The organism is Streptomyces sp. NPDC088157, assembly GCF_044741545.1.
Taxonomy (GTDB): Bacteria; Actinomycetota; Actinomycetes; order Streptomycetales; family Streptomycetaceae; genus Streptomyces.
On record NZ_JBIUSU010000006.1, the window covers coordinates 16,766 to 37,437 of the forward strand.

14 protein-coding genes are annotated in these 20,672 nt (G+C 73.1%); 11 read left to right on the forward strand and 3 right to left on the reverse strand.

Translation table 11 applies throughout. The features are described from left to right. The first annotated feature begins 71 nt into the window (after window positions 1–71). The 10 genes from ACIPFH_RS24160 (at window position 72) to ACIPFH_RS24205 (ending at window position 13,428) form a co-directional block, all read left to right on the forward strand. On the forward strand, window positions 72–1,220 hold the full coding sequence (locus ACIPFH_RS24160) for an ROK family glucokinase (RefSeq protein ID WP_359127899.1): 1,149 nt from the start codon (window positions 72–74) through the stop codon (window positions 1,218–1,220). An 86-nt stretch (window positions 1,221–1,306) separates the two neighbouring features. After that, window positions 1,307–1,900 carry a sugar kinase gene (locus ACIPFH_RS24165; RefSeq protein ID WP_401829290.1) on the forward strand — a complete coding sequence of 198 codons (594 nt, stop codon included), beginning with the start codon at window positions 1,307–1,309 and terminating at the stop codon, window positions 1,898–1,900. Between the two features lie 140 nt (window positions 1,901–2,040). Continuing rightward, window positions 2,041–4,875: an SNF2-related protein gene (locus ACIPFH_RS24170; protein WP_401830198.1), complete on the forward strand. Its 2,835-nt coding sequence runs from the start codon at window positions 2,041–2,043 to the stop codon at window positions 4,873–4,875. Between the two features lie 101 nt (window positions 4,876–4,976). Next, window positions 4,977–7,112: an SWIM zinc finger family protein gene (locus ACIPFH_RS24175; protein WP_401830199.1), complete on the forward strand. Its 2,136-nt coding sequence runs from the start codon at window positions 4,977–4,979 to the stop codon at window positions 7,110–7,112. Window positions 7,113–7,668: 556 nt separating this feature from the next. After that, a complete protein-coding gene (locus ACIPFH_RS24180; protein ID WP_401829292.1) occupies window positions 7,669–8,931 on the forward strand; it encodes a sulfite oxidase in 1,263 nt (420 codons plus the stop codon). Window positions 8,932–9,148: 217 nt separating this feature from the next. Next, on the forward strand, window positions 9,149–10,459 hold the full coding sequence (gene pcaC, locus ACIPFH_RS24185; protein ID WP_401829293.1) for a 4-carboxymuconolactone decarboxylase: 1,311 nt from the start codon (window positions 9,149–9,151) through the stop codon (window positions 10,457–10,459). Window positions 10,460–10,549: 90 nt separating this feature from the next. Then, on the forward strand, window positions 10,550–11,185 hold the full coding sequence (locus tag ACIPFH_RS24190; protein ID WP_401830202.1) for an MBL fold metallo-hydrolase: 636 nt from the start codon (window positions 10,550–10,552) through the stop codon (window positions 11,183–11,185). A 39-nt stretch (window positions 11,186–11,224) separates the two neighbouring features. After that, window positions 11,225–12,004: an exodeoxyribonuclease III gene (locus ACIPFH_RS24195; RefSeq protein WP_359120685.1), complete on the forward strand. Its 780-nt coding sequence runs from the start codon at window positions 11,225–11,227 to the stop codon at window positions 12,002–12,004. 129 nt (window positions 12,005–12,133) lie between these two features. Beyond that, entirely contained in the window at window positions 12,134–12,556 is a 423-nt protein-coding gene (locus ACIPFH_RS24200; protein ID WP_356259744.1) for a DUF6278 family protein, read from the forward strand. Window positions 12,557–12,684: 128 nt separating this feature from the next. Beyond that, entirely contained in the window at window positions 12,685–13,428 is a 744-nt protein-coding gene (locus ACIPFH_RS24205) for an amino acid ABC transporter ATP-binding protein (protein ID WP_401829297.1), read from the forward strand. A gap of 75 nt (window positions 13,429–13,503) precedes the next feature. Here the strand turns inward: ACIPFH_RS24205 and ACIPFH_RS24210 are convergent, their stop codons facing one another. Both ACIPFH_RS24210 and ACIPFH_RS24215 read right to left on the reverse strand, forming a co-directional pair. Then, complete coding sequence (locus ACIPFH_RS24210) at window positions 13,504–15,051, reverse strand: alpha/beta fold hydrolase (protein ID WP_401830204.1); 1,548 nt, start codon at window positions 15,049–15,051, stop codon at window positions 13,504–13,506. A gap of 98 nt (window positions 15,052–15,149) precedes the next feature. After that, window positions 15,150–15,896: a hypothetical protein gene (locus tag ACIPFH_RS24215; protein WP_401829299.1), complete on the reverse strand. Its 747-nt coding sequence runs from the start codon at window positions 15,894–15,896 to the stop codon at window positions 15,150–15,152. Window positions 15,897–16,039: 143 nt separating this feature from the next. Here ACIPFH_RS24215 and ggt point away from each other — a divergent pair, with 143 nt between their 5' ends. Next, window positions 16,040–17,851, forward strand: coding sequence for a gamma-glutamyltransferase (gene ggt, locus ACIPFH_RS24220; RefSeq protein ID WP_401829301.1), 1,812 nt, complete (start codon window positions 16,040–16,042; stop codon window positions 17,849–17,851). A gap of 24 nt (window positions 17,852–17,875) precedes the next feature. Here ggt and ACIPFH_RS24225 read toward each other — a convergent pair whose 3' ends face one another. After that, on the reverse strand, window positions 17,876–20,428 hold the full coding sequence (locus ACIPFH_RS24225; RefSeq protein WP_401829303.1) for an ATP-dependent Clp protease ATP-binding subunit: 2,553 nt from the start codon (window positions 20,426–20,428) through the stop codon (window positions 17,876–17,878). Window positions 20,429–20,672 lie beyond the last annotated feature (244 nt).

Sequence of the window (20,672 nt, forward strand, 5' to 3'; positions counted from 1 at the left end):
CGCGCAAGCCGCACGCCCCCTCCGCTGCCCGGCTCGGCGTCCGACGGGGCGGTGAGGCAGAATCGGCGACGATGAGCACCTACGGCACCTTCACCGCCCCCATCGGCTCCCGCCGCGCCACCGCACTCCGCACCGTGGGCACGAGGGAGCGCCGATCGCACCTCACCGCGCCCCGCGTGCCGACGGTCGGCATCGACATCGGCGGCACCAAGGTGATGGCGGGGGTCGTCGACGCCGACGGCAACATCCTGGAGAAGCTGCGCACCGAGACGCCGGACAAGTCCAAGAGCCCCAAGGTCGTCGAGGACACCATCGTCGAACTCGTGCTGGACCTGTCCGACCGGCATGACGTGCACGCGGTCGGCATCGGTGCGGCCGGCTGGGTCGACGCGGAGCGCAACCGCGTCCTGTTCGCGCCGCACCTGTCCTGGCGCAACGAGCCGCTGCGCGACCGGCTCTCCGGCCGGCTGTCGGTTCCCGTCCTCGTGGACAACGACGCCAACACCGCCGCCTGGGCCGAGTGGCGTTTCGGCGCGGGCCGCGGCGAGGACCACCTGGTCATGATCACCCTCGGCACCGGTATCGGCGGCGCGATTCTGGAGGACGGCCAGGTCAAGCGCGGCAAGTACGGCGTCGCCGGCGAGTTCGGCCATATGCAGGCCGTGCCCGGCGGTCACCGCTGCCCGTGCGGCAACCGCGGCTGCTGGGAGCAGTACAGCTCGGGCAACGCGCTGGTCAGGGAGGCTCGCGAACTGGCCGCCGCCGACTCCCCGGTCGCCTACGGGATCATCGAGCACGTCAAGGGCAACATCGGCGACATCACCGGCCCGATGATCACCGAGCTGGCCCGTGAGGGCGACGCCATGTGCATCGAGCTGCTCCAGGACATCGGCCAGTGGCTCGGCGTCGGCATCGCCAATCTGGCCGCCGCCCTCGACCCGTCCTGCTTCGTGATCGGCGGCGGCGTCTCAGCCGCCGACGACCTGCTGATCAGCCCCGCGCGAGACGCGTTCAAGCGCCAGCTCACCGGCCGCGGCTACCGCCCCGAGGCCCGCATCGTCCGCGCCCAGCTGGGCCCCGAGGCAGGCATGGTCGGTGCCGCGGACCTGGCCCGCCTGGTCGCCCGCCGTTTCCGGCGCGCCAAGCGCCGCCGCGTGGAGCGCTTCGAGCGTTTCGAACGGTTCACGGAGGCGGCCCGCCGCACCCAGGACACGGCATGACCTCCGTATCGCTCCGTCCCCAGGACACCGCATGACCCAGGACACCGCATGACCGCCGCACCACCCCGCACGACCCAGGACACCGCATGACAGCATCGCTGCCCCGCCAGGCCGCAGCCCCCGACGAGCCGCCCCGTCCGCCGGAGGACCGCCGGCACGTGATCCGCCGCAGGGCGCTCACCCTGCTGATCATCGTGCTGCTCATCGGTGTCCCGGCCGGCTACCTGGTGATCTCCGCGAACCAGAGCCGTGACAGCGGCAAGGACAAGGAGGCGAAGTACTCGGCGACCGGCCTGACCGAGGGCTGGCCCTCGAAGATCCAGCGCCGCCTGTACCAGGTGCCGATCCCGCACCCCTCGAACCAGGTCGCCTACTACGAGACGAACAACTGGAAGACCAGCCGTCTCTACACGCAGTTCCAGACCACGCAGGTCGGACTCGACCAGTTCCTCGCGGACATCGGCGTCGGCAGGGCCGACCTGAAGAAGGACGACATCACCATCAGCGCCCGCGACCGAGAGATCACGGGCTGGAAGTTCACGGGCCCCGGCTCCCGCCCCGGCGACTACTTCGGCATCGTCCACGAACAGAAGAAGCCCATGCCGACGCTGGACGTCGTGGTGAACACCGGCAACGCGGTCTACCCCTTCGTCTACGTGGTGTCGCGCACGGTTCCCTGACCGGCCCCGGCCAGGTCACGGCCCGACCAACGACGCGACGGCCCGGCCGGCCGCCGGGACCGATTGTCAGACCCCGCCCGTAGAGTCGAAGACGACTGATCCGACACGCGGGGCGGAGGTGGACACAAGGCATGAGCGTCATGGCCGAAGGCACGGCCGCGGCCGACCCCGGTCGCCTCTGCGTGCGACTCGCCGCCGTCTTCCTGCCCGCGGCGCTCCCGCGCGAGGGCCGCGTCGCCTTCTGGGACCCGGCGGACGGCCCGCTGCCTTCCCCGGCGGACGCGGAGCACACGGAGCTCGGCGTGGTCCGGCGCCACGGCTCCTCCATCCGCCGCGCACGGATCCCCGCCCTGTCCCTGCCGCTCGACAAGGCCCTCCCGCTGCTCGTGCGGGCCCGCCGCGACCCCGCCGCCCACCCGGCGACCGCCTGCTGGGGCGCGGCCGCGCTGCACGCGCTGCGGCTCACCGCCCGCGGCCGGCTGCTGCCCGGGCTGACACCCACGGGACACGACGCCTGGCGGGCCGGCCCCCTGGACCCGGAGGACATCGCACACCTGCGCGCGATCGCCGCCGCGCTGCCGTACGAGGGCCACGCGGTGCCCCTCCCCGGCCCCGGCGCGCTCCACCTGCCCCGGCCCGAGGCCCTGATGCGGTCCTTCCTGGACGCCGTGGCGGACACCCTGCCCCGCACCCCGGCCGCGCCGCACGCGTGCGGGAAGCCCTTCGCGGACCGTCGGCCCCAGCGGCTGCCCGGCGCGCACGACTGGGCCGCCGAGGTCGCCGCCGGCATGGACGCGGGCGTGCGGGTCTCGCTCCGTCTCGACCTCTCGGCGTACGACATGTTCGACCGGCCCGACGACGGCGAGCGCGCGCGCCGGGCGGGCGCCGCGATCGTCCAGGTGCACAGCCTCGCCGACCCCACGCTGATGACCGACGCGGCGGCCCTGTGGGCGGGCGAGGCCGACGCCGCCTTCGGGGCACGCGCGCGCGTGGACGCGGCCCTCGCCGTACGGCGCGCGGCCCGCGTCTGGCCGCCCCTCGCCCGGCTCGCCGAACAGGACACTCCGGATGTCCTGGCCCTGTCCGAGGACGAGCTGAGCGATCTCCTCGGCGTGGCGGCCACCCGGCTCGCGGCGGCCGGGGTCGCCGTGCACTGGCCGAGGGACCTGGCGCAGGACCTCAGCGCGGCGGCGGTGGTGCGGCCCGCGCCCGGCTCGGCGACCGACGGCACCGGCTTCTTCGAGAGCGAGGACCTGCTCCAGTTCCGCTGGCAGCTGGCGCTCGGCGGCGACCCGCTCAGCGAGGGCGAGATGGACACGCTGGCGGAGGCCCACCGCCCGGTGGTCCGGCTGCGCGACCAGTGGGTGCTGGTCGACCCGGCGCTCGTACGCAAGGCCCGCAAGCGGGAGCTGGGCCTGCTTGACCCGGTCGACGCCCTGTCCGTCGCCCTCAGCGGCACCGCGGAGGTCGACGGCGAGAGCGTCGAGGCCGTCCCCGTCGGCGCCCTGGCCGCTCTGCGCGACCGTCTCACCACCGGTGTGCAACCCGCGCAGCCGCCCGCCGGCCTGCACGCCACCCTGCGCGACTACCAGCTGCGCGGCCTGGCCTGGCTGGACCTCATGACCTCCCTCGGCCTCGGCGGCTGCCTCGCCGACGACATGGGTCTCGGCAAGACGATCACCGTCATCGCCCTGCACCTGAAGCGGGCCCGCGCCGAACCGACCCTGGTGGTCTGCCCGGCCTCCCTCCTGGGCAACTGGCAGCGCGAGATCAACCGCTTCGCGCCCGGCGTCGCCGTCCGCCGCTTCCACGGCCCCGACCGCAGCCTGGCGGACCTCTCCGGCGGCTTCGTCCTCACCACGTACGGCACGATGCGCTCGGCGGCGCCGACCCTGGCCGGACAGACCTGGGGCATGGTCGTCGCGGACGAGGCCCAGCACGTGAAGAACCCCTACTCGGCGACGGCGAAGGCCCTGCGCACGATCCCGACCCCCGCGCGCGTGGCACTGACCGGCACGCCCGTCGAGAACAACCTCTCCGAGCTCTGGGCCCTGCTCGACTGGACGACCCCGGGACTCCTCGGCCCCCTGAAGTCCTTCCGCGCCCGGCACGCGCGCGCGGTCGAGAACGGCGAGGACGACCAGGCGGTGGAGCGCCTGGCCCGGCTGGTGCGCCCGTTCCTCCTGCGGCGCAAGAAGTCCGACCCCGGCATCGTGCCCGAGCTGCCGCCCAAGACCGAGACCGACCACCCGGTGCCGCTCACCCGTGAACAGGCCGCGCTGTATGAAGCGGTGGTGCGGGAGTCCCTGCTGACCATCGAGACGGCGGACGGTATCGCCCGGCGCGGCCTGGTCCTGAAGCTCCTGGGCGCGCTCAAGCAGATCTGCGACCACCCGGCGCTCTACCTGAAGGAGGAGGCCGCCTCCGTCGGCGACGCCCTGGCCGCCCGCTCCGGCAAGCTCGCCCTGCTGGACGAGCTGCTGGACACCCTGCTCGCCGAGGACGGCTCGGCCCTCGTCTTCACGCAGTACGTCGGCATGGCCCGCCTCATCACCGCCCACCTCACCGCCCGCGCGGTCCCGGTCGACCTGCTGCACGGGGGCACCCCGGTACCCGAGCGGGAGCGGATGGTGGACCGCTTCCAGGACGGCGCGACCCCGGTGCTCGTCCTCTCCCTGAAGGCCGCAGGCACCGGTCTCAACCTCACCCGCGCGGGCCACGTCGTGCACTTCGACCGCTGGTGGAACCCCGCGGTGGAGGAACAGGCCACCGACCGCGCCTACCGCATCGGCCAGACCCAGCCGGTCCAGGTGCACCGTCTCATCACCGAGGGCACGGTCGAGGACCGCATCGCCGAGATGCTCCAGGCGAAGCGCGCCCTGGCCGACGCGATCCTCGGCTCCGGAGAGTCGGCCCTCACCGAACTGACGGACCGCGAACTGTCCGACCTGGTCAGGCTGCGGAGGGAGGCGTGATGGGGGAGACGGAGAAGGACGAGACCGCGGCGGAGACCGCCGTCCCGGCCGAGGCACCCCGGGATAAGGCCTCCAGCCCGGCCGACGAGGCACGCCGTGCGCTGCGGGCGGCTCGGGAGCGGTCGCAGGAACACCTGCGGAGGCAGACGGAGCCGCAGAGCCACTCACCGCAGCCGCCGCACAGGACGCCACTTGAACGGGCGCCGGAACAGCCGCGGCAGCGGCCCTCCTCCGCCCCGTCGCGCGAGTCCGTTGCCGCGGAGGGCTCCCCAGCAGCCGCTGCCGACCCCTCCGGGGCGGCCCCCACTCCACCGCCGGAAGCCGCCCCACCGAGGGACGTCTCGCCGACGGGTACGTCGCCGCAGGACGCCTCGCCGGCGGGTACGTCGCCGAGGGACGCCTCCTCGCCGGCGTCTGCCTCAGCGCAGGACGTCTCGTCGGCCGCTCCCTCGCCGAGGGACGCCTCCTCGCCGACGGGCACATCGCCGCAGGACGTCTCGCCGGCGGGTACCTCGACGCAGGACGCCTCGACGCAGGGCGTGCCGTCGGGGATCGCCGAGTCGGGCGGCACGCGGGCCGCGGCCGGCTCGCGGCCCGGGGACGTCGCGCGGGAGGCGCTGCGTGCGGCACGCGCGCAGGCTCGGCAGGGCACGGCCGAAGGCCCGGCGCAGGCCGGGCACCGGGCAGGTCACAGGACAGGGCGCAGCGGCCTCCGCCCCCGTACCGACGCCCGTACCGACGCCCGCCTCGCCGAAGCCCGGCGGCCCGACCGCGCGCGTGACCCTGTCGCCGACGAACGGGCGCGCGTAGTGAGGGAGTTGCTCGCGGGCGCCTTCCAGATGCCGTCGGAGGATGCGGGGGAGCCCGAGGCAGACCCCGGCGACGCGGGGGCGGTGGAAGCCGGTGCGCCCCCGCCGATCGCTCCGGAACGCGCGCCTTCCCTGCCTCAGCCCCAGGAACCGCCCCACACGCCCCGCTCCATGGCCGCCCCCGCACGGGACGGCGACCACCGCCGCACCTTCCCCGCCTTCCCCCCTCGCACCGGCGGATCCTTCGCCGGGACCTGGTGGGGCAACGCCTGGGTCACCGCCCTCGAGGAAGGCGCCCTCGATCCCAAGCGCCTGGCCCGCGGACGCGGTTACGCGGAGCAGGGAAACGTCGACGCGATCACCGTCACCCCCGGGCTCGTCCTGGCGTACGTGCAGGGCAGCCGCCCCCGCCCCTACCGTGTGCAGGTGCGGCTGCGCACCCTGGGGAACGAGGACTGGGAGCGCTTCCTGGAAGCGGCCGCCGAGCGCCCCGGGCACATCGCCGCGCTGCTCGACAAGGAGATGCCCGAGTCCCTCGCCGAGTGCGGGGTGCCGCTGCTGCCCGGCCCCGGCGACCTCGAGCCGCAGTGCAGCTGCCCCGACCGCGGTCACCCCTGCAAGCACGCGGCCGCCCTCTGCTACCAGACCGCACGTCTGCTCGACGCCGACCCGTTCGTGCTGCTCCTGCTGCGCGGCCGAGGGGAACGAGAGGTGCTCGACGCGCTGTCCCGCCGTAACGCCACCCGTGCGGCCCGCGCGGCCCAGGAACAGGAACCGGAACCCCTGCCGGGCGTACGGGCCGCCGAAGCCCTCGCCGAACGCCGGCTCCCGCCGCTGCCCGCCCCGCTGCCCCTGCCCGCGCACCCCGAACAGCCCCCGGCCTACCCGTCCGCACCGGGTGGCCCCGACTCCTTCGCGCTGGACCACCTCGCGACCGACGCGGCCGCCCGCGCCCACGCCCTGCTGACCACCGGCCACGACGAGATCGGCGAACTGGACCTCTGGCGGGACGCCGTACGACTGGCCGCGTCCCGCCCCGGTTCCGGCCTCACCGTCTCCACCCGCGCCCTCTACGCCGCGCTCGCCTCCGCCGTCGGCCGAACCCCGTCCGAACTGGCGCGAGCGGTGGCCGCCTGGCGACAGGGCGGCCCGGACGGGCTCACCGTCCTGGAGGAGACCTGGGACCCGCCGGCCGGCCGCTTCGACCGGGCCAGGCCGCTCCTCCTCGCCGCCGACCTGCCCGCCTTCCGCCCGAGCCGCAACCACCTCACCCACCCCCGCGGTCATGTCCAACTCCGATTCGGCCGCGACGGGTTGTGGTACGCGTACGAGTCGGAGCCGGGCCATGACGACTGGTGGCCACGCGGCACCCCGGACCCGGACCCGGTGGGCGCGCTGACCGGTCTGGGCGGCTCGGACGCGTTCTGAACCCGTCGGTGCGAAGTGCGCCCGAGGGGCGGCCGACGCCGACCCCGGCCGGCCGCTGCCCCCGACCCCGGCCGACCGCTGCCCCCGACCCGGCGGCCCGGCGGCCGCTGCCCCCGGCCGGGCCGATGGCCGTCGCTCGCGGTCCGCCCTCCCCGACTCCCGTGGACGCGTTCTGAACCCGTCGGTGCGAAGTGCGCCCGAGGGGCGGCCGACGCCGACCCCGGCCGGCCGCTGCCCCCGACCACGGCCGACCGCTGCCCCCGGCCCGATGGCCCGGCGGCCGCTGCCCCCGGCCGGGCCGATCGCCGTCGCTAGCGGTCCGCCCGCCCCGAGTCCCTGAATCCTCGCCCCCGTTCGCCGTCCGCCTCGTACCATGGCGCCCGTGATCCTCGACGACCACCGCCCCGCCCCGCGGTCCCGCGCGCTGCTCTCGCGCGGCTGTTGTTGATCCTCACTCACCCCACTCCTCTCCACCCTCCTGCCGTGGACGCGCCGCGCCTTCTGACGCCCTGATCGCGTCCCGGCCCAGGCACCCCGCGTCCGGAAAGGCAGACCCATGCCCATGTCTCCCCCGCCCGAATCCGCCTACGACCGCCGCAGACTGCACCAGTGGCTGGCCGGCGAGGCCCGCGCCGACGGCGTCGCCCGGCGCGATCTGCTGCGCCTCGCCGCCGCCGCCGGACTCACCGCCGCCGCGGTCCCCGCCTTCTCCGCACAGGCAGCCGCAGCGACGTCGCCCGGCATCGTCAAGGCGCTCCCCGACGACTGGTTCGCCGTCCGGGGCACCAACGCCGAGACGAAGTTCGCCTCCCTCGCCGGGACGGGCTACCACACCCCGGTCGACCACTTCTTCGTCCGCAACCACACCTCCACCCCCGTCATCGACGCAGCCGACTGGACGCTCACCGTGCACGGAGACGGGCTCTCCCACGCCACGCCCGTCGAGTTCACCCTCGCCGACCTGAAGAAGTTCCCCGCGGTCACCCGCACGGCGTTCGTGGAGTGCGCGGGCAACGGCCGCAGCTTCTTCACCTCCCAACAGGGCCAGAGCGTCACCGGCACGGCGTGGACGCTGGGCGCCATCGGCACCGCGCGCTGGCGCGGAGTCCGCCTGGCCGACGTCCTTCGGCGGGCCGGGCTCGCCCGAGGCGCCGTCGACGTCCTGCCCCGTGGCCTCGACCCCGACTACGTCACCGCCGACGGCACGAACCTCGGCCGGGTCCGCCGTCCCCTGCCGGTGTCCAAGGCGCTCGACGACGTCCTCCTCGCCTACGAGATGAACGGCGAGCCGCTGCCGTACGACCACGGCTTCCCCGTACGCGTCCTGGTGCCGCACTGGATCGGCATCGCGTCGATCAAGTGGGTCGGTGACATCGAGGTGTCCGCGAGGCCCCTCTACTCGCCCTGGAACACCGACTTCTACCGGCTGTTCGGCAGCGCGCACCCCGACGGCGGCAGCGCCCCGCTGACCCGGCAGACCGTCAAGAGCGCCTGGGAGCTGCCCTGGGACGCGAGCCTCGAGGCGGGTGCCGCCCACCGTCTGACCGGCCGCTCCTGGTCCGGCGCGGGGGGCGTGGTACGCGTCGACGTCAGCACCGACGGAGGCGCCCACTGGCGGCGCGCCCGGCTGCACGACGCGCCGCGCCGCGCGGGCTGGGTCCGCTGGTCCACCGACTGGCGCCCGTCGGCCCCGGGCGCGTACACCCTGCTGGCGCGGGCCACCGACAGCGCCGGCCGCACCCAGCCGGACACGACCGTTCCCAACACACAGGGCTATCTGTTCGACGCCGTCGTCCGGCATCCCGTACAGGCGGTGTGAGGGGAGCGAACGAGCGTACGGCAGGACGGCGTTTCGGGGGGTGATGTCGCGGAGGCCTCGGGGCGTGCGGGCCGCGTCTGTACGATGCTCGAGGCCGCAGAGCGGCATACGGAGTCCGTCCCGAGGATCTTCGCGATGCCGCCACAACGTGGGAGGGACTGCGCAGCGGTTCCACCCGACGTCGTGAGAGAACGTGAGATGTGAGAGCGTGAGTCGAGTGAGTGAGACGACTGCCGCACCCCTGCAATACCGCTTTGACGGGCCGGAAGACGCTCCGGTGCTGATCCTGGCTCCCTCACTGGGCACCACCTGGCACATGTGGGACCGTCAGGTTCCCGAGCTCGCCCAGCAGTGGCGGGTGTTCCGGTTCGACCTGCCCGGGCACGGCGGCGCCCCGGCCTACCCGGCGGCTTCGGTCTCCGACCTCGCCGGGCGGCTGCTCGCCACCCTCGACGTGCTCGGTGTGCAGCGCTTCGGTTACGCGGGCTGCGCGTTCGGCGGCGCGGTCGGCGTGGAGCTGGCGCTTCGGCATCCGGAGCGCGTCGCCTCGCTCGCGCTGATCGCGGCCTCACCGCGGTTCGGCACCGCCGACGAGTTCCGGCAGCGCGGCGTGATAGTCCGCACGAACGGCCTCGACCCGATCGCCCGCAGCTCGCCCGACCGCTGGTTCACCAGCGGTTTCGCGGCCGCGCAGCCCGCGATCACCGAGTGGGCCGTGCAGATGGTGCGCACCACCGACCCCGGCTGCTACATAGCGGCGTGCGAGGCGCTGGCCGCGTTCGACGTACGGGCCGAGATCGGCCTGATCGGCGTGCCGACGCTGGTCCTGGTCGGCTCGGACGACCAGGTCACCGGCCCCGCCGAGGCGCGCACCCTGGTGGCTGGCATCCCGGACGCGCGGCTGGCCGTCGTGCCGGGCGCCTCGCACCTGGTGCCGGTGGAGCAGCCCGCGGCCGTCACCGACCTGCTGGTCCGCCACTTCTCCACGGCCTGGCAGCCCGCCTACGACTCCGCCACCGGGCAGACGGCCGTCCCGGGCATTCCCGTCAGAGCGGTGCCGGTGGCGCCCCAGCAGCCTCCGCAGCCCGTCGCCATCGCGGAGATCGCGCCCGCCCCCGTCCTCGAACCGGTGCAGGTCATGGGTCGCCCCGATCCCTACGACGCCGGTCTCAAGGTGCGCCGGGAAGTTCTCGGGGACGCCCATGTCGACCGGGCGCTGTCCCAGGCCGACGACTTCTCCGGGGACTTCCAGGAGCTCCTCACCCGCTACGCCTGGGGCGAGGTCTGGGACCGGCCCGGCCTCGACCGGCGCTCCCGCTCCTGCGTCACCCTCACCGCGCTGGTCGCCGGCGGCCACCTGGAGGAGCTCGCCTTCCACGTCCGTGCCGCGCTGCGCAACGGCCTCACCCCCGGCGAGATCAAGGAGGTGCTGCTCCAGGCGGCCGTCTACTGCGGCGTACCCGCGGCGAACAGCGCGTTCAGGGTGGCGCAGCAGGTGATCCGCGAGGAGACCACCCCCACCGAGTGAGTCCCCGGCCGGGTGGGTCTCCGGCCGGTCCCCCCCCGGCCGGGTGAGCCCCGTACCGGACGCGGGGGCAGGATGGACTCCATGACGGCTCTGACACTCACCAAGAAGTCGCACGCGTGCGTGCGTCTGGAGAAGCACGGGCGCACGCTCGTCCTCGACCCCGGCGCGTTCAGCGAGGCGGACGCCGCTCTCGGCGCTGACGCGATCCTGGTCACGCACGAGCACCCCGACCACTTCGACGAGAACCGGCTGCGGGCCGCCCTGGAGGCCGACCCGGCAGTGGAGATCTGGACGCTCAGGTCCGTCGCGGAGAAGCTCTCCGCCGCGTTCCCGGGCCGTGTGCACACCGTCGGCCACGGCGACACGTTCACCGCGGCGGGCTTCGACGTCCAGGTCCACGGCGAGCTGCACGCGGTCATCCACCCCGATCTCCCGCGCGTCACCAACGTCGGTTTCCTGGTCGACGGGGGACGCGTCTTCCACCCCGGTGACGCGCTCACCGTCCCCGAGCACCCGGTGGAAACCCTGCTGGCGCCGGTCCAGGCCCCCTGGAACAAGATCTCCGAGGTCATCGAGTACGTCCGCGAGGTCCGGCCGCAGCGCGTCTACGACATCCACGACGCCCTCCTGACCGACCTCGCCCGCCCGATCTACGACACGCATCTGGGCAACCTCGGCGGCGCCGAGCACGGCCGGCTGGCGCCGGGAGCGTCCGCGGAGCTCTGAGGGCCCGCGTTGTCGGACCCGCCGGGTAGGTTGTGGGACATGCGCATCGCGACCTGGAACGTGAACTCGATCACCGCCCGCCTGCCGAGGCTCCTTGCCTGGCTGGAGAGCAGCGGCACCGACGTGCTCTGCCTCCAGGAGGCCAAGGTCGCCGAGGCGCAGTTCCCGCTCGAGCAGCTGCGCGAACTGGGCTACGAGGCGGCGGTGCACGCCACGGGCAGGTGGAACGGCGTGGCGGTCATCTCCCGCGTAGGCCTGGAGGACGTCGTCAAGGGCCTGCCCGGCGATCCCGGCTACGAGGGCGCGACGGAGCCCCGCGCCGTCTCGGCGACCTGCGGTCCGGTCCGCGTCTGGTCGGTGTACGTACCGAACGGCCGCGAGGTCGACCACCCGCACTACGCCTACAAGCTCCAGTGGTTCGAGGCACTCAGGGCGGCCGTCGCGGGCGACGCGGCGGGCAGCCGCCCCTTCGCGGTGATGGGCGACTACAACGTGGCGCCGACCGACGACGACGTCCACGACCCGGCTGCCTTCGAGGGCCTCACCCATGTCACCCCGGCCGAGCGCGCCGCCCTGGCGTCCCTGCGCGAGGCCGGCCTGTCGGACGTCGTCCCGAGGCCCCTGAAGTACGACCGTCCCTTCACGTACTGGGACTACCGTCAGCTCTGCTTCCCCAAGAACCGAGGCATGCGCATCGACCTGGTGTACGGCAACGAGCCGTTCGCCAAGGCGGTCAAGGACAGCTATGTCGACCGTGAGGAGCGCAAGGGCAAGGGGGCCTCGGACCACGCTCCGGTCGTGGTCGACCTCGACGTGTAGCCGGAGTCTGAGCCCGGGCCCGGGGCCCGTCCGTCCACGCGCCGGTGCCCGTCCGGGCCGGGCATCGGCCGTGAGCGGGTGCCCGCGCGCCTGTGGTGTGCACGCCGGTGCGAATGTCACGCTGGGCTTATGAACATCCCTTTCCTGGGCAACAGGAGCAAGAAGTACCGTGCGGCGGTGCTGGCCGAGGAGGACTCCGAGGGGATCGCCGAACTCCTCTCCGAATGTGAGCTGTTGCGTTCCCACGCGGCCCGGGAGGGGATCGGGCTCGACGACACGGCCGCCTCGTTGGAGGCGTTGGACCAGCTCCCGCCGCGCTGGCGCGAGGACGAGGAGACCCTGCCCTGGTTCGGTCACGACGCCGGGCTCTACCTGGGGACGGTCGTCGTGCGCACCGTGCCCGGTGCGGTCTGGGTGGTCTGGCCCGACGGGGAGCCGGTCGTCCGGCTGCGGTCCGGCCGGGAGGTCGACGTGGTCAACGCCGGGCGCGAGTGGGCCGCGAGCGGCACTCCCGAACTGTCCCAGCTGTACGCCGAGGTGGCCGAGAACTGAGGCCGGGAACCGAACAGGGGAGCGTAAATACGGCTAATGGCGGAAAGGTGCGTGTCTTCCCTTAACGCCGACCTTATGTGGATAGTTTGCGGCAACCACGACACAGCTGAGAGTGAGTAGGGCTGCGCATGGCCGTCGATCCGTTGATCGAGCTGCGTGACGTCAACAAGTACTTCGGGGAGCTGCATGTCCTCCAGGACGTCAACCTCACCGTCGGCAGGGGGGAGGTGGTCGTGGTGATCGGCCCTTCGGGGTCGGGGAAGTCGACACTGTGCCGCGCGATCAACCGGCTGGAGCCCATCCGGTCCGGCTCGATCACGCTCGACGGACAGCCGCTGCCCGAGGAGGGCAAGGCGCTGGCGGGACTGCGTTCCGAGGTGGGCATGGTCTTCCAGTCCTTCAACCTCTTCGCCCACAAAACGGTCCTGCAGAACATCTCGCTGGGCCAGGTGAAGGTCCGCAGGCGCAAGAAGGACGAGGCCGACCGGCGTTCCCGCGAACTGCTCGACCGCGTGGGCCTCGCCGACCAGGCCGACAAGTTCCCGGCGCAGCTCTCCGGAGGCCAGCAGCAGCGTGTGGCCATCGCCCGCGCCCTCGCCATGGACCCCAAGGCGCTCCTGTTCGACGAGCCCACCTCCGCCCTCGACCCCGAGATGATCAACGAAGTCCTCGAGGTCATGCAGCAGCTCGCCCACGAGGGCATGACCATGGTCGTGGTCACCCACGAGATGGGCTTCGCGCGCTCGGCCGCCAACCGTGTGGTCTTCATGGCCGACGGCCGCATCGTCGAGGACCGTAGTCCCGAGGAGTTCTTCACGGCGCCGCGCAGCGACCGCGCCAAGGACTTCCTCTCCAAGATCCTCAAGCACTGATCGACGGCGCCAGCCGCAGAACCCACCCGCCCGGCGCCAGCCGCAGAACCCACCCGCCCCGGCGGCGGCCGGAGATCACTGTTCGCGCAGCGGAACCGACACGTACGACGGGTCGTTCGCCGGCGAGGAGAAGGTCAGCCGCGCGCCGGACGGGTTGTGCTCGATGTAGAGCGGGTCGACCGTGTCGACGACCAGGGCGAGCCGGTGCCCTGCCGGGACGTCGTAGGCCGTGGAGAACAGATCCAGGTCGAGGCCGAACGGCTCGCCGGGCGTGCGCCCGTGGAAGGTGTACGGCGCGTGGGCGACCAGCTTGCCGATGCCGAGCGGCCCCACGTCGTAGAGATGGGCGACGAGGGTGCCGCTCTCCTCGGTCGGGGTGACGGTGGTGTGCAGCTTCGCGGTCCCGCGCACCCGCTGGGCGGTGGCGTACTTCCCGGACTGCCACACGGCGGCCCAGCGGCGGGGGAGCAGGGGGACGGCCGCCACCGGGGGCAGCTTCGCCACCTGGTCGAGGATGCTGGACAGGAAGACGATCCCGCCGTCCGCGCCCGAGTCCACGTTGGTGTGGATCGTGGCGGAGCCCGGGAGGGCGACCTTCGTCCGGTTCGCGTTCACCGACTTCCAGTCCGGATAGCCCTCGTAGCCGCCGGTGGAACGGGACTTCAGTCGGACGGGCTGTTCGCGGTCGATGCCGTTGTCCGCGCCCTTGAGGTAGTGGTCGAACCAGCGCCCGGTGTCGGTCCACACGTCGTTGGGAAGCCCGAACAGGCCGGTGAGCTCGGCGGTCGCGTGGTCGCCGGGGCGGAACTCCAGCCGCTTCGGGCCGGTCAGCTTCTCGTAGAAGGCGGCCGACTGGTTGGGCGGGAAGATCGTGTCGCCCCAGGAGCCGGCGAGCATGATCGCCGCCCCGTTCTTGTTGAGCTGGTCCAGGTAGGTAGCGGGGGAACGTTTCTTCCCCCAGGCGACGATGTCCTTCTCCTTCGACAGGTCGGAGGAGTAGAAGGCGGAGAACACCTGCCGGGACTCCGCGCTCTGACGACCGACCACCGTCCCCACGGTGTCGAGCACGGCGGCGGCCTGGACGTGCTGGGTGCGGCCGGAGTAGATCGAGTCGATCAGATCGCCCCAGCCGCTGAGCGAGGCGACGGCCTTGACGCGGGAGTCGTGGGCGGCGGCCAGCAGGCTGATCCCGGCGCCGTAGGAGACGCCCGCCATGCCGATGTTCTCCGGGTCGCTGGGGGTGTTGGCGAGCGCCCAGTCGACGACCTTGGCGGCGTCGGCGACATCGTGCGGTCCGGCCACGTCGATGTCGCCGCCGGACTGCCAGAAGCCCCGCACGTTGTAACTGAGCACGACATACCCGGAGTCGGCGAGCCGCTGCGCCTGTACGAGGTACTCGACCTGCGGGAAGCCCCAGCTCGTCGGCAGCACGATCAGCGGGTGGCGGCGCGTGCCGTCGGCCGGGGTGACCACGTTGGCCTTGAGGACCGTGCCGCCGTCCCCGGCGATGTCGACGTACCGCACGCTCCCGGCGGCGGCCTGCGCGGCGGGGGCGAGGCCCAGTACCCCGCCGGCGACCAGGGTCGCGGAAACGGCGCCCATGGCGGTCGTGCGAAGGGCCATGCGGTGCGGTCGTCCCACGGGTCACTCCTCAAGCCTGCGCCATCGCAAAGTGACCCGACGGTAACCTCCCGGTCCCATCGGCGGTAACCTTCGGTAAGTTACGTGGGAGTAACGATTGGCTCGGGCGGCAGCGGAGCCTGCGCCGTGCGGGTCACGTCCTCGACCAGTTCGACCACGTCGGGGCCGTACGCCTGGGAGTTGATCACCTTCAGGAGCAGGACGAAGGAGCCGTTCCCGTGCTTGCGGGCCAGCCGCTCGTGGTTGCGGACGAGATAGCGCGTCGCGGCCTGGTTGTTGATCGCGCGCTGGCCGCAGAACAGGAACACCGGTCGTCCGCCGCGTCGTTGGCCGGCGGTGAGCCGGGCCAGCAGGACGTACTCGATGACGCCCGGGTCCATGCGGTGGTGCTCGTCGCCGATCCGGAACGCCAGTCGGTCCGGGCCGGGTTCCCGGTCGGTGTTGACACGCACGCCGGGCAGCATGGCCTGGATGTGGGCCGCCATCCGACGGTTCGACCCCGGGCCGCCGACACAGAACTCGGTCCGTTCCCCGAATCCCTGCCGGGCCGCCTCCTGGGTGACCACCTCGGCGCCCGCGCCGCAGTCCTTGATGAGCGCGGCGAGTTCCAGGAGCGCGAACACGTCGTGGCGGTGCACCGCGAGGTCCGGGCTGCCCGCGTCGCGGTTGACGACGAGCAGGCACTCCGAGTTCTCGGGCAGCCCGAAGAAGGCCTGCTTGCGCCGGAGTCTGCGCTTCCACAGGTACGTGCGGGTCAACCAGCCGAGCGCGGCACTGATGCCGGCGGCGACCACGCCCAGGACGATGTTGCGCACGTCGTCGTTCATGGGCGCGCATGGTAGCGGGCGAGCACGGCCGGGGCGTACCCGTGTTCGAGGTGTGGCAGTCGTATGACACTGCCCGGAAGGAGGCTGTCGGGGCCCCGGGAATCTGGTTACGCTGCGCGGACTGTCCTGGCCTGGAGGTACGGATGCGTCGCCCAGTCGCGCGGAAACTGTCGGTCCTGGCGGTCTCGGCCGCCGTGGTCACGGTGGGGGCCGCCGCGCCACCCGCCGCCGAGAGAGCCACTGTTGCGAAGGTACCGGTCGCCGTCGGCTACGGCGGTGCCGTGTCCAGCGTCGACGCGGACGCCTCCGCGGCCGGCATCGAGGTGCTGCGCACGGGGGGCAACGCCGTCGACGCGGCCGTCGCCACCGCCGCCGCCCTCGGCGTCACCGAGCCCTACTCCGCCGGCATCGGCGGAGGCGGCTACTTCGTCTACTACGACGCCCGGTCCCGCACGGTGCACACCATCGACGGCCGGGAGACCGCACCGCTGACGGCGGACTCCGGTCTCTTCCTGGAGAACGGCAAGCCGCTCGCCTTCGCCGACGCCGTGAGCAGCGGCCTGGGCGTCGGTACGCCCGGGACACCCGCCACCTGGGCGACCGCGCTGAACGAGTGGGGCAGCGAGAAGCTCGGCACGGTCCTGAAGCCCGCCCAGCGCATCGCGCGCGACGGCTTCACCGTCGACGACACCTTCCGCACCCAGACCGCGGCCAACGAGACCCGGTTCCGCTACTTCCCGGACACGGCGAAGCTGTTCCTGCCCGGAGGACAGCTCCCCGTCGTCGGCTCGACGTTCAAGAACCCCGACCTCGCCCGCACCTACCGGGAGCTGGCCCGCAAGGGCGTCGGCGCGATCTACCGCGGCGGCCTCGGCAAGGACATCGTCGCCACGGTGAACAAGCCACCGGTGGACCCGGGTTCGGGCTGGAACGCCCGGCCGGGCGAACTCTCCGCCAAGGATCTCGCGGCCTACCGCGCCAAGCTCCAGGCGCCCACGAAGACCTCGTACCGCGGCCTGGGCGTCTACTCCATCGCGCCCTCGTCCTCGGGCGGAACGACGGTCGGCGAGGCCCTCAACATCCTGGAGGGGACCGACCTGTCGAAGGCGAGCGAGGTCCAGTACCTGCACCACTACCTCGAAGCCAGCCGGATCGCGTTCGCCGACCGCGGGCGCTGGGTCGGCGACCCCGCCTTCGAGGACGTGCCCACCAAGCAGCTGCTGTCGCAGAAGTACGCCGACTCGCGCGCCTGCCTCATCAAGGACGACGCGGTCCTCACCAGCCCGGTGGCGCCCGGCGACCCGCGCGATCCGGCCGCCTGCGGCACGGGCGGCACGGCGGCGCCGACGACGTACGAGGGCGAGAACACCACGCACCTGACCGTCGCCGACAAGTGGGGCAACGTCGTCTCCTACACGCTCACCATCGAGCAGACCGGCGGCAGCGGCATCACCGTGCCCGGCCGTGGCTTCCTGCTCAACAACGAGCTGACGGACTTCTCCTTCGCCCCCGCGAGCCCGGCCGTCCACGACCCGAACCTGCCCGGCCCGGGCAAGCGGCCGCGTTCGTCCATCTCGCCGACGATCGTGCTCGACGAGCACAACAAGCCGGTGGTGGCGCTGGGTTCGCCCGGCGGCGCGACCATCATCACCACCGTGCTCCAGACCCTGACCGAGTTCCTCGACCGCGGACTGCCGCTCGTCGACGCCATCGCCGCACCGCGCGCCAGCCAGCGCAACGCCGCCCAGACGGAGTTGGAGCCCGCGCTCTACAACGACACGAGCCCCGCGGGGCTGCGGGCCCGGCTGGAGGCCATCGGGCACTCCTTCAGGCTCAACGCCGAGATCGGCGCGGCGACGGCTGTGCAGCGGCTGCCGAACGGCAAGTGGCTGGCCGCCGCCGAGACCGTACGGCGCGGCGGCGGCTCGGCGCAGGTGGTGCGTCCGGCGCCGTGACGCCCTGAGCGCACAAGGACGGGATCAGAGTTCAGGGGCGGGCGGTTCGCCGGTGTGCGTACGGAACGCGAGCCGCCCGTCCTCGACCTCCACCGTCACCCGGTCGCCGTCGGCGACCCGCCCTTCGAGCAGCAGCCGGGACAGCTCGTTGTCGACCTCGCGCTGGATGGTGCGCCGCAGCGGCCGGGCGCCGTACTCGGGCTGGTAGCCGCGCTCGGCGAGCCAGCCCGTGGCCGCGTCGGTGAACTCGACCGTGATGCCCCGCGCGTGCACCAGCCGACGCGTCTTCTCCAGCAACAGGTCGGTGATCTGCCGCAGTTGCTCACCGGTGAGCTGGCGGAACACGACGATCTCGTCGATCCGGTTCAGGAACTCCGGCCGGAAGTGCTCGCGCAGCGGCCGCAGGATCTGCTCGCGCCGCGCCTCCTCGTCGGCGTCCGCTCCTCCCGATCCGAAGCCGATGCCGGCGCCGCGCCGGTTGATCGCCTCCGAACCCAGGTTGCTGGTCATCACGATCACCGTGTTGGTGAAGTCGACCGTGCGGCCCTGGGAGTCGGTGAGCCGGCCGTCGTCGAGGACCTGGAGCAGGATGTTGAAGACATCCGGGTGCGCCTTCTCCACCTCGTCGAGCAGCAGCAGGGAATACGGGTGCCGGCGGACGACCTCCGTCAGCTGCCCGGCCTCCTCGTGTCCGACGTAGCCGGGCGGGGCGCCGACCAGACGGCTGACGGTGTGCCGCTCCTGGTACTCGCTCATGTCGAGCCGGACCATGCGGTCCTCGCTGCCGAACAGCGACTCGGCGAGCGCGCGGGCCAGTTCGGTCTTGCCGACGCCGGTCGGGCCGAGGAACAGGAAGCTGCCGATCGGGCGGTCCGGACTGGCGAGCCCCGCCCGTGAGCGCAGCACCGCGTCCGCGACGACCCGTACGGCCTCCTCCTGACCGACGACCCGCTCGTGGAGGTGCTCCTCCAGGGCGAGCAGGCGGTCCTTCTCCTCCTGGGTGAGGCTGGCGACCGGGATGCCGGTCTGCCGGGACACGACCTCGGCGATCGCCTCCGCGGTGACCTCCAGATGCCGGCCCTCGTCGGAGGTGTTCTCGCCGCTCGCGTCCGCGATGCGCTGCTTCAACTCGACGATACGGTCGCGCAGTCGGGTGGCCTGCTCGTAATTCTCGTCCGCGACCGCCTGGTCCTTGTCGCGGGCCAGCTCCTCGGCCTCGCGCTCCATGGCCCGTACGTCGGTGCCCTTCGTGCGGGCGCCGAGCCGGACCCGGGCGCCGGCCTGGTCGATCAGGTCGATCGCCTTGTCGGGCAGACGGCGGTCGGTGAGGTAGCGGTCGGACAGCTCCACGGCCGCCACCAAGGCCTCGTCGGTGTAACGGACCTGGTGGTGGGCCTCGTAGCGGTCGCGCAGCCCGCGCAGGATCTCCAGCGCGTCTCCGGCGGACGGCTCCGGGACGAGGATCGGCTGGAACCGGCGGGCGAGCGCCGCGTCCTTCTCGATCCGCCGGTACTCCTCCAGCGTCGTCGCGCCCACGATGTGCAGCTCGCCGCGGGCCAGGGCCGGCTTGAGGATGTTCCCGGCGTCCATCGACCCGCCCTCGCCACCGCCACCCGCGCCGACGACGGTGTGCAGCTCGTCGATGAAGACGATCAGCTGGTCGGAGTGCGCCCGGATCTCGTCGACGATGCCGGTCAGGCGTTCCTCGAAGTCGCCGCGGTAGCGGGTGCCCGCGACCACTCCCGTCAGGTCCAGGGCGACCACGCGCCGCGCGACGAGGACGTCCGGCACGTCCCCGTCCGCGATCCGCTGGGCCAGTCCCTCCACGATGGCGGTCTTGCCGACGCCGGCGTCACCGATCAGCACCGGGTTGTTCTTGCCGCGCCGGGAGAGCACCTCGATGGTCTGCTCGATCTCGTCGTCCCGCCCGATCACCGGGTCGATCCGGCCCTGGCGGGCCTGCTCGGTGAGATCGCTGCCGTACTTGTCCAGGGTGGGGGTGCCGGTGGGCCGCTGACGGTCACCGGCGCGGGCCGTCTGCGCGGTGTCCGGCGGGTCCGGCGGCAGACTCGCGGCGGCGAAGCGGGCCGCGTTGAGGATGTGCCCGGCCGCGGAGTCCGGGTTCGCGGCGAGGGCGCTGAGCACGTGCTCCGGGCCGATGTAGCCCACGCCGCGGGAACGGGCCAGGTCGTGCGCGTCCAGCAGGGCGCGTTTGGCGGCCGGGGTCAGCGACAGCGACGTGGGCGGTGGCACCTCGCCCGGCGGGTGCTGGACGGGGCCCGACCGCTCGTCGATCTCCGTCGCGAGGGCGTCGGGGTCGGCGCCGGCCCGGCTGAGCAGACCGCGGGTCGGCTCCGCGGAGAGGGCCGCGCGCAGCAGGTGCTCGGTGTCCAGGTCGCGGCTGCCGTGCTCGGCGGCGTACTGGGCCGCGCCGCGGACGAGCTCCCTCGCGGGGCGGCTGAGGAGCTGGCCGATGTTGATCTGACGGGGGCCGGGGCGGGGCCCGCCGAAGAAGCGGGCCAGGAACTCGCCGAAGGGGTCGCCGTAGCCCTCCGGGCCGGTGAAACCGCTGGTCATGGCGTTCCGTTCGATCGACGTGCGATGCCGGTGCCGGGTGCCCTCGGCTGGGGGCGGTTACACCCACCTTCGCACGATCGTTCCCCGTGGGCATGCGCAGGAAGGCCCACGGATCGAGGGTCGTGGCGCGCTGCCCGGCGCCCGGGTGGGCGTGCCCCTGCGCACACGCCGCCCGGCGTCCGCGAGTTGCTGTGCAGCGCTCGGGCCCACGGGGCGCGGGGCGGGGCGTGGGGCGGGGGTGGCG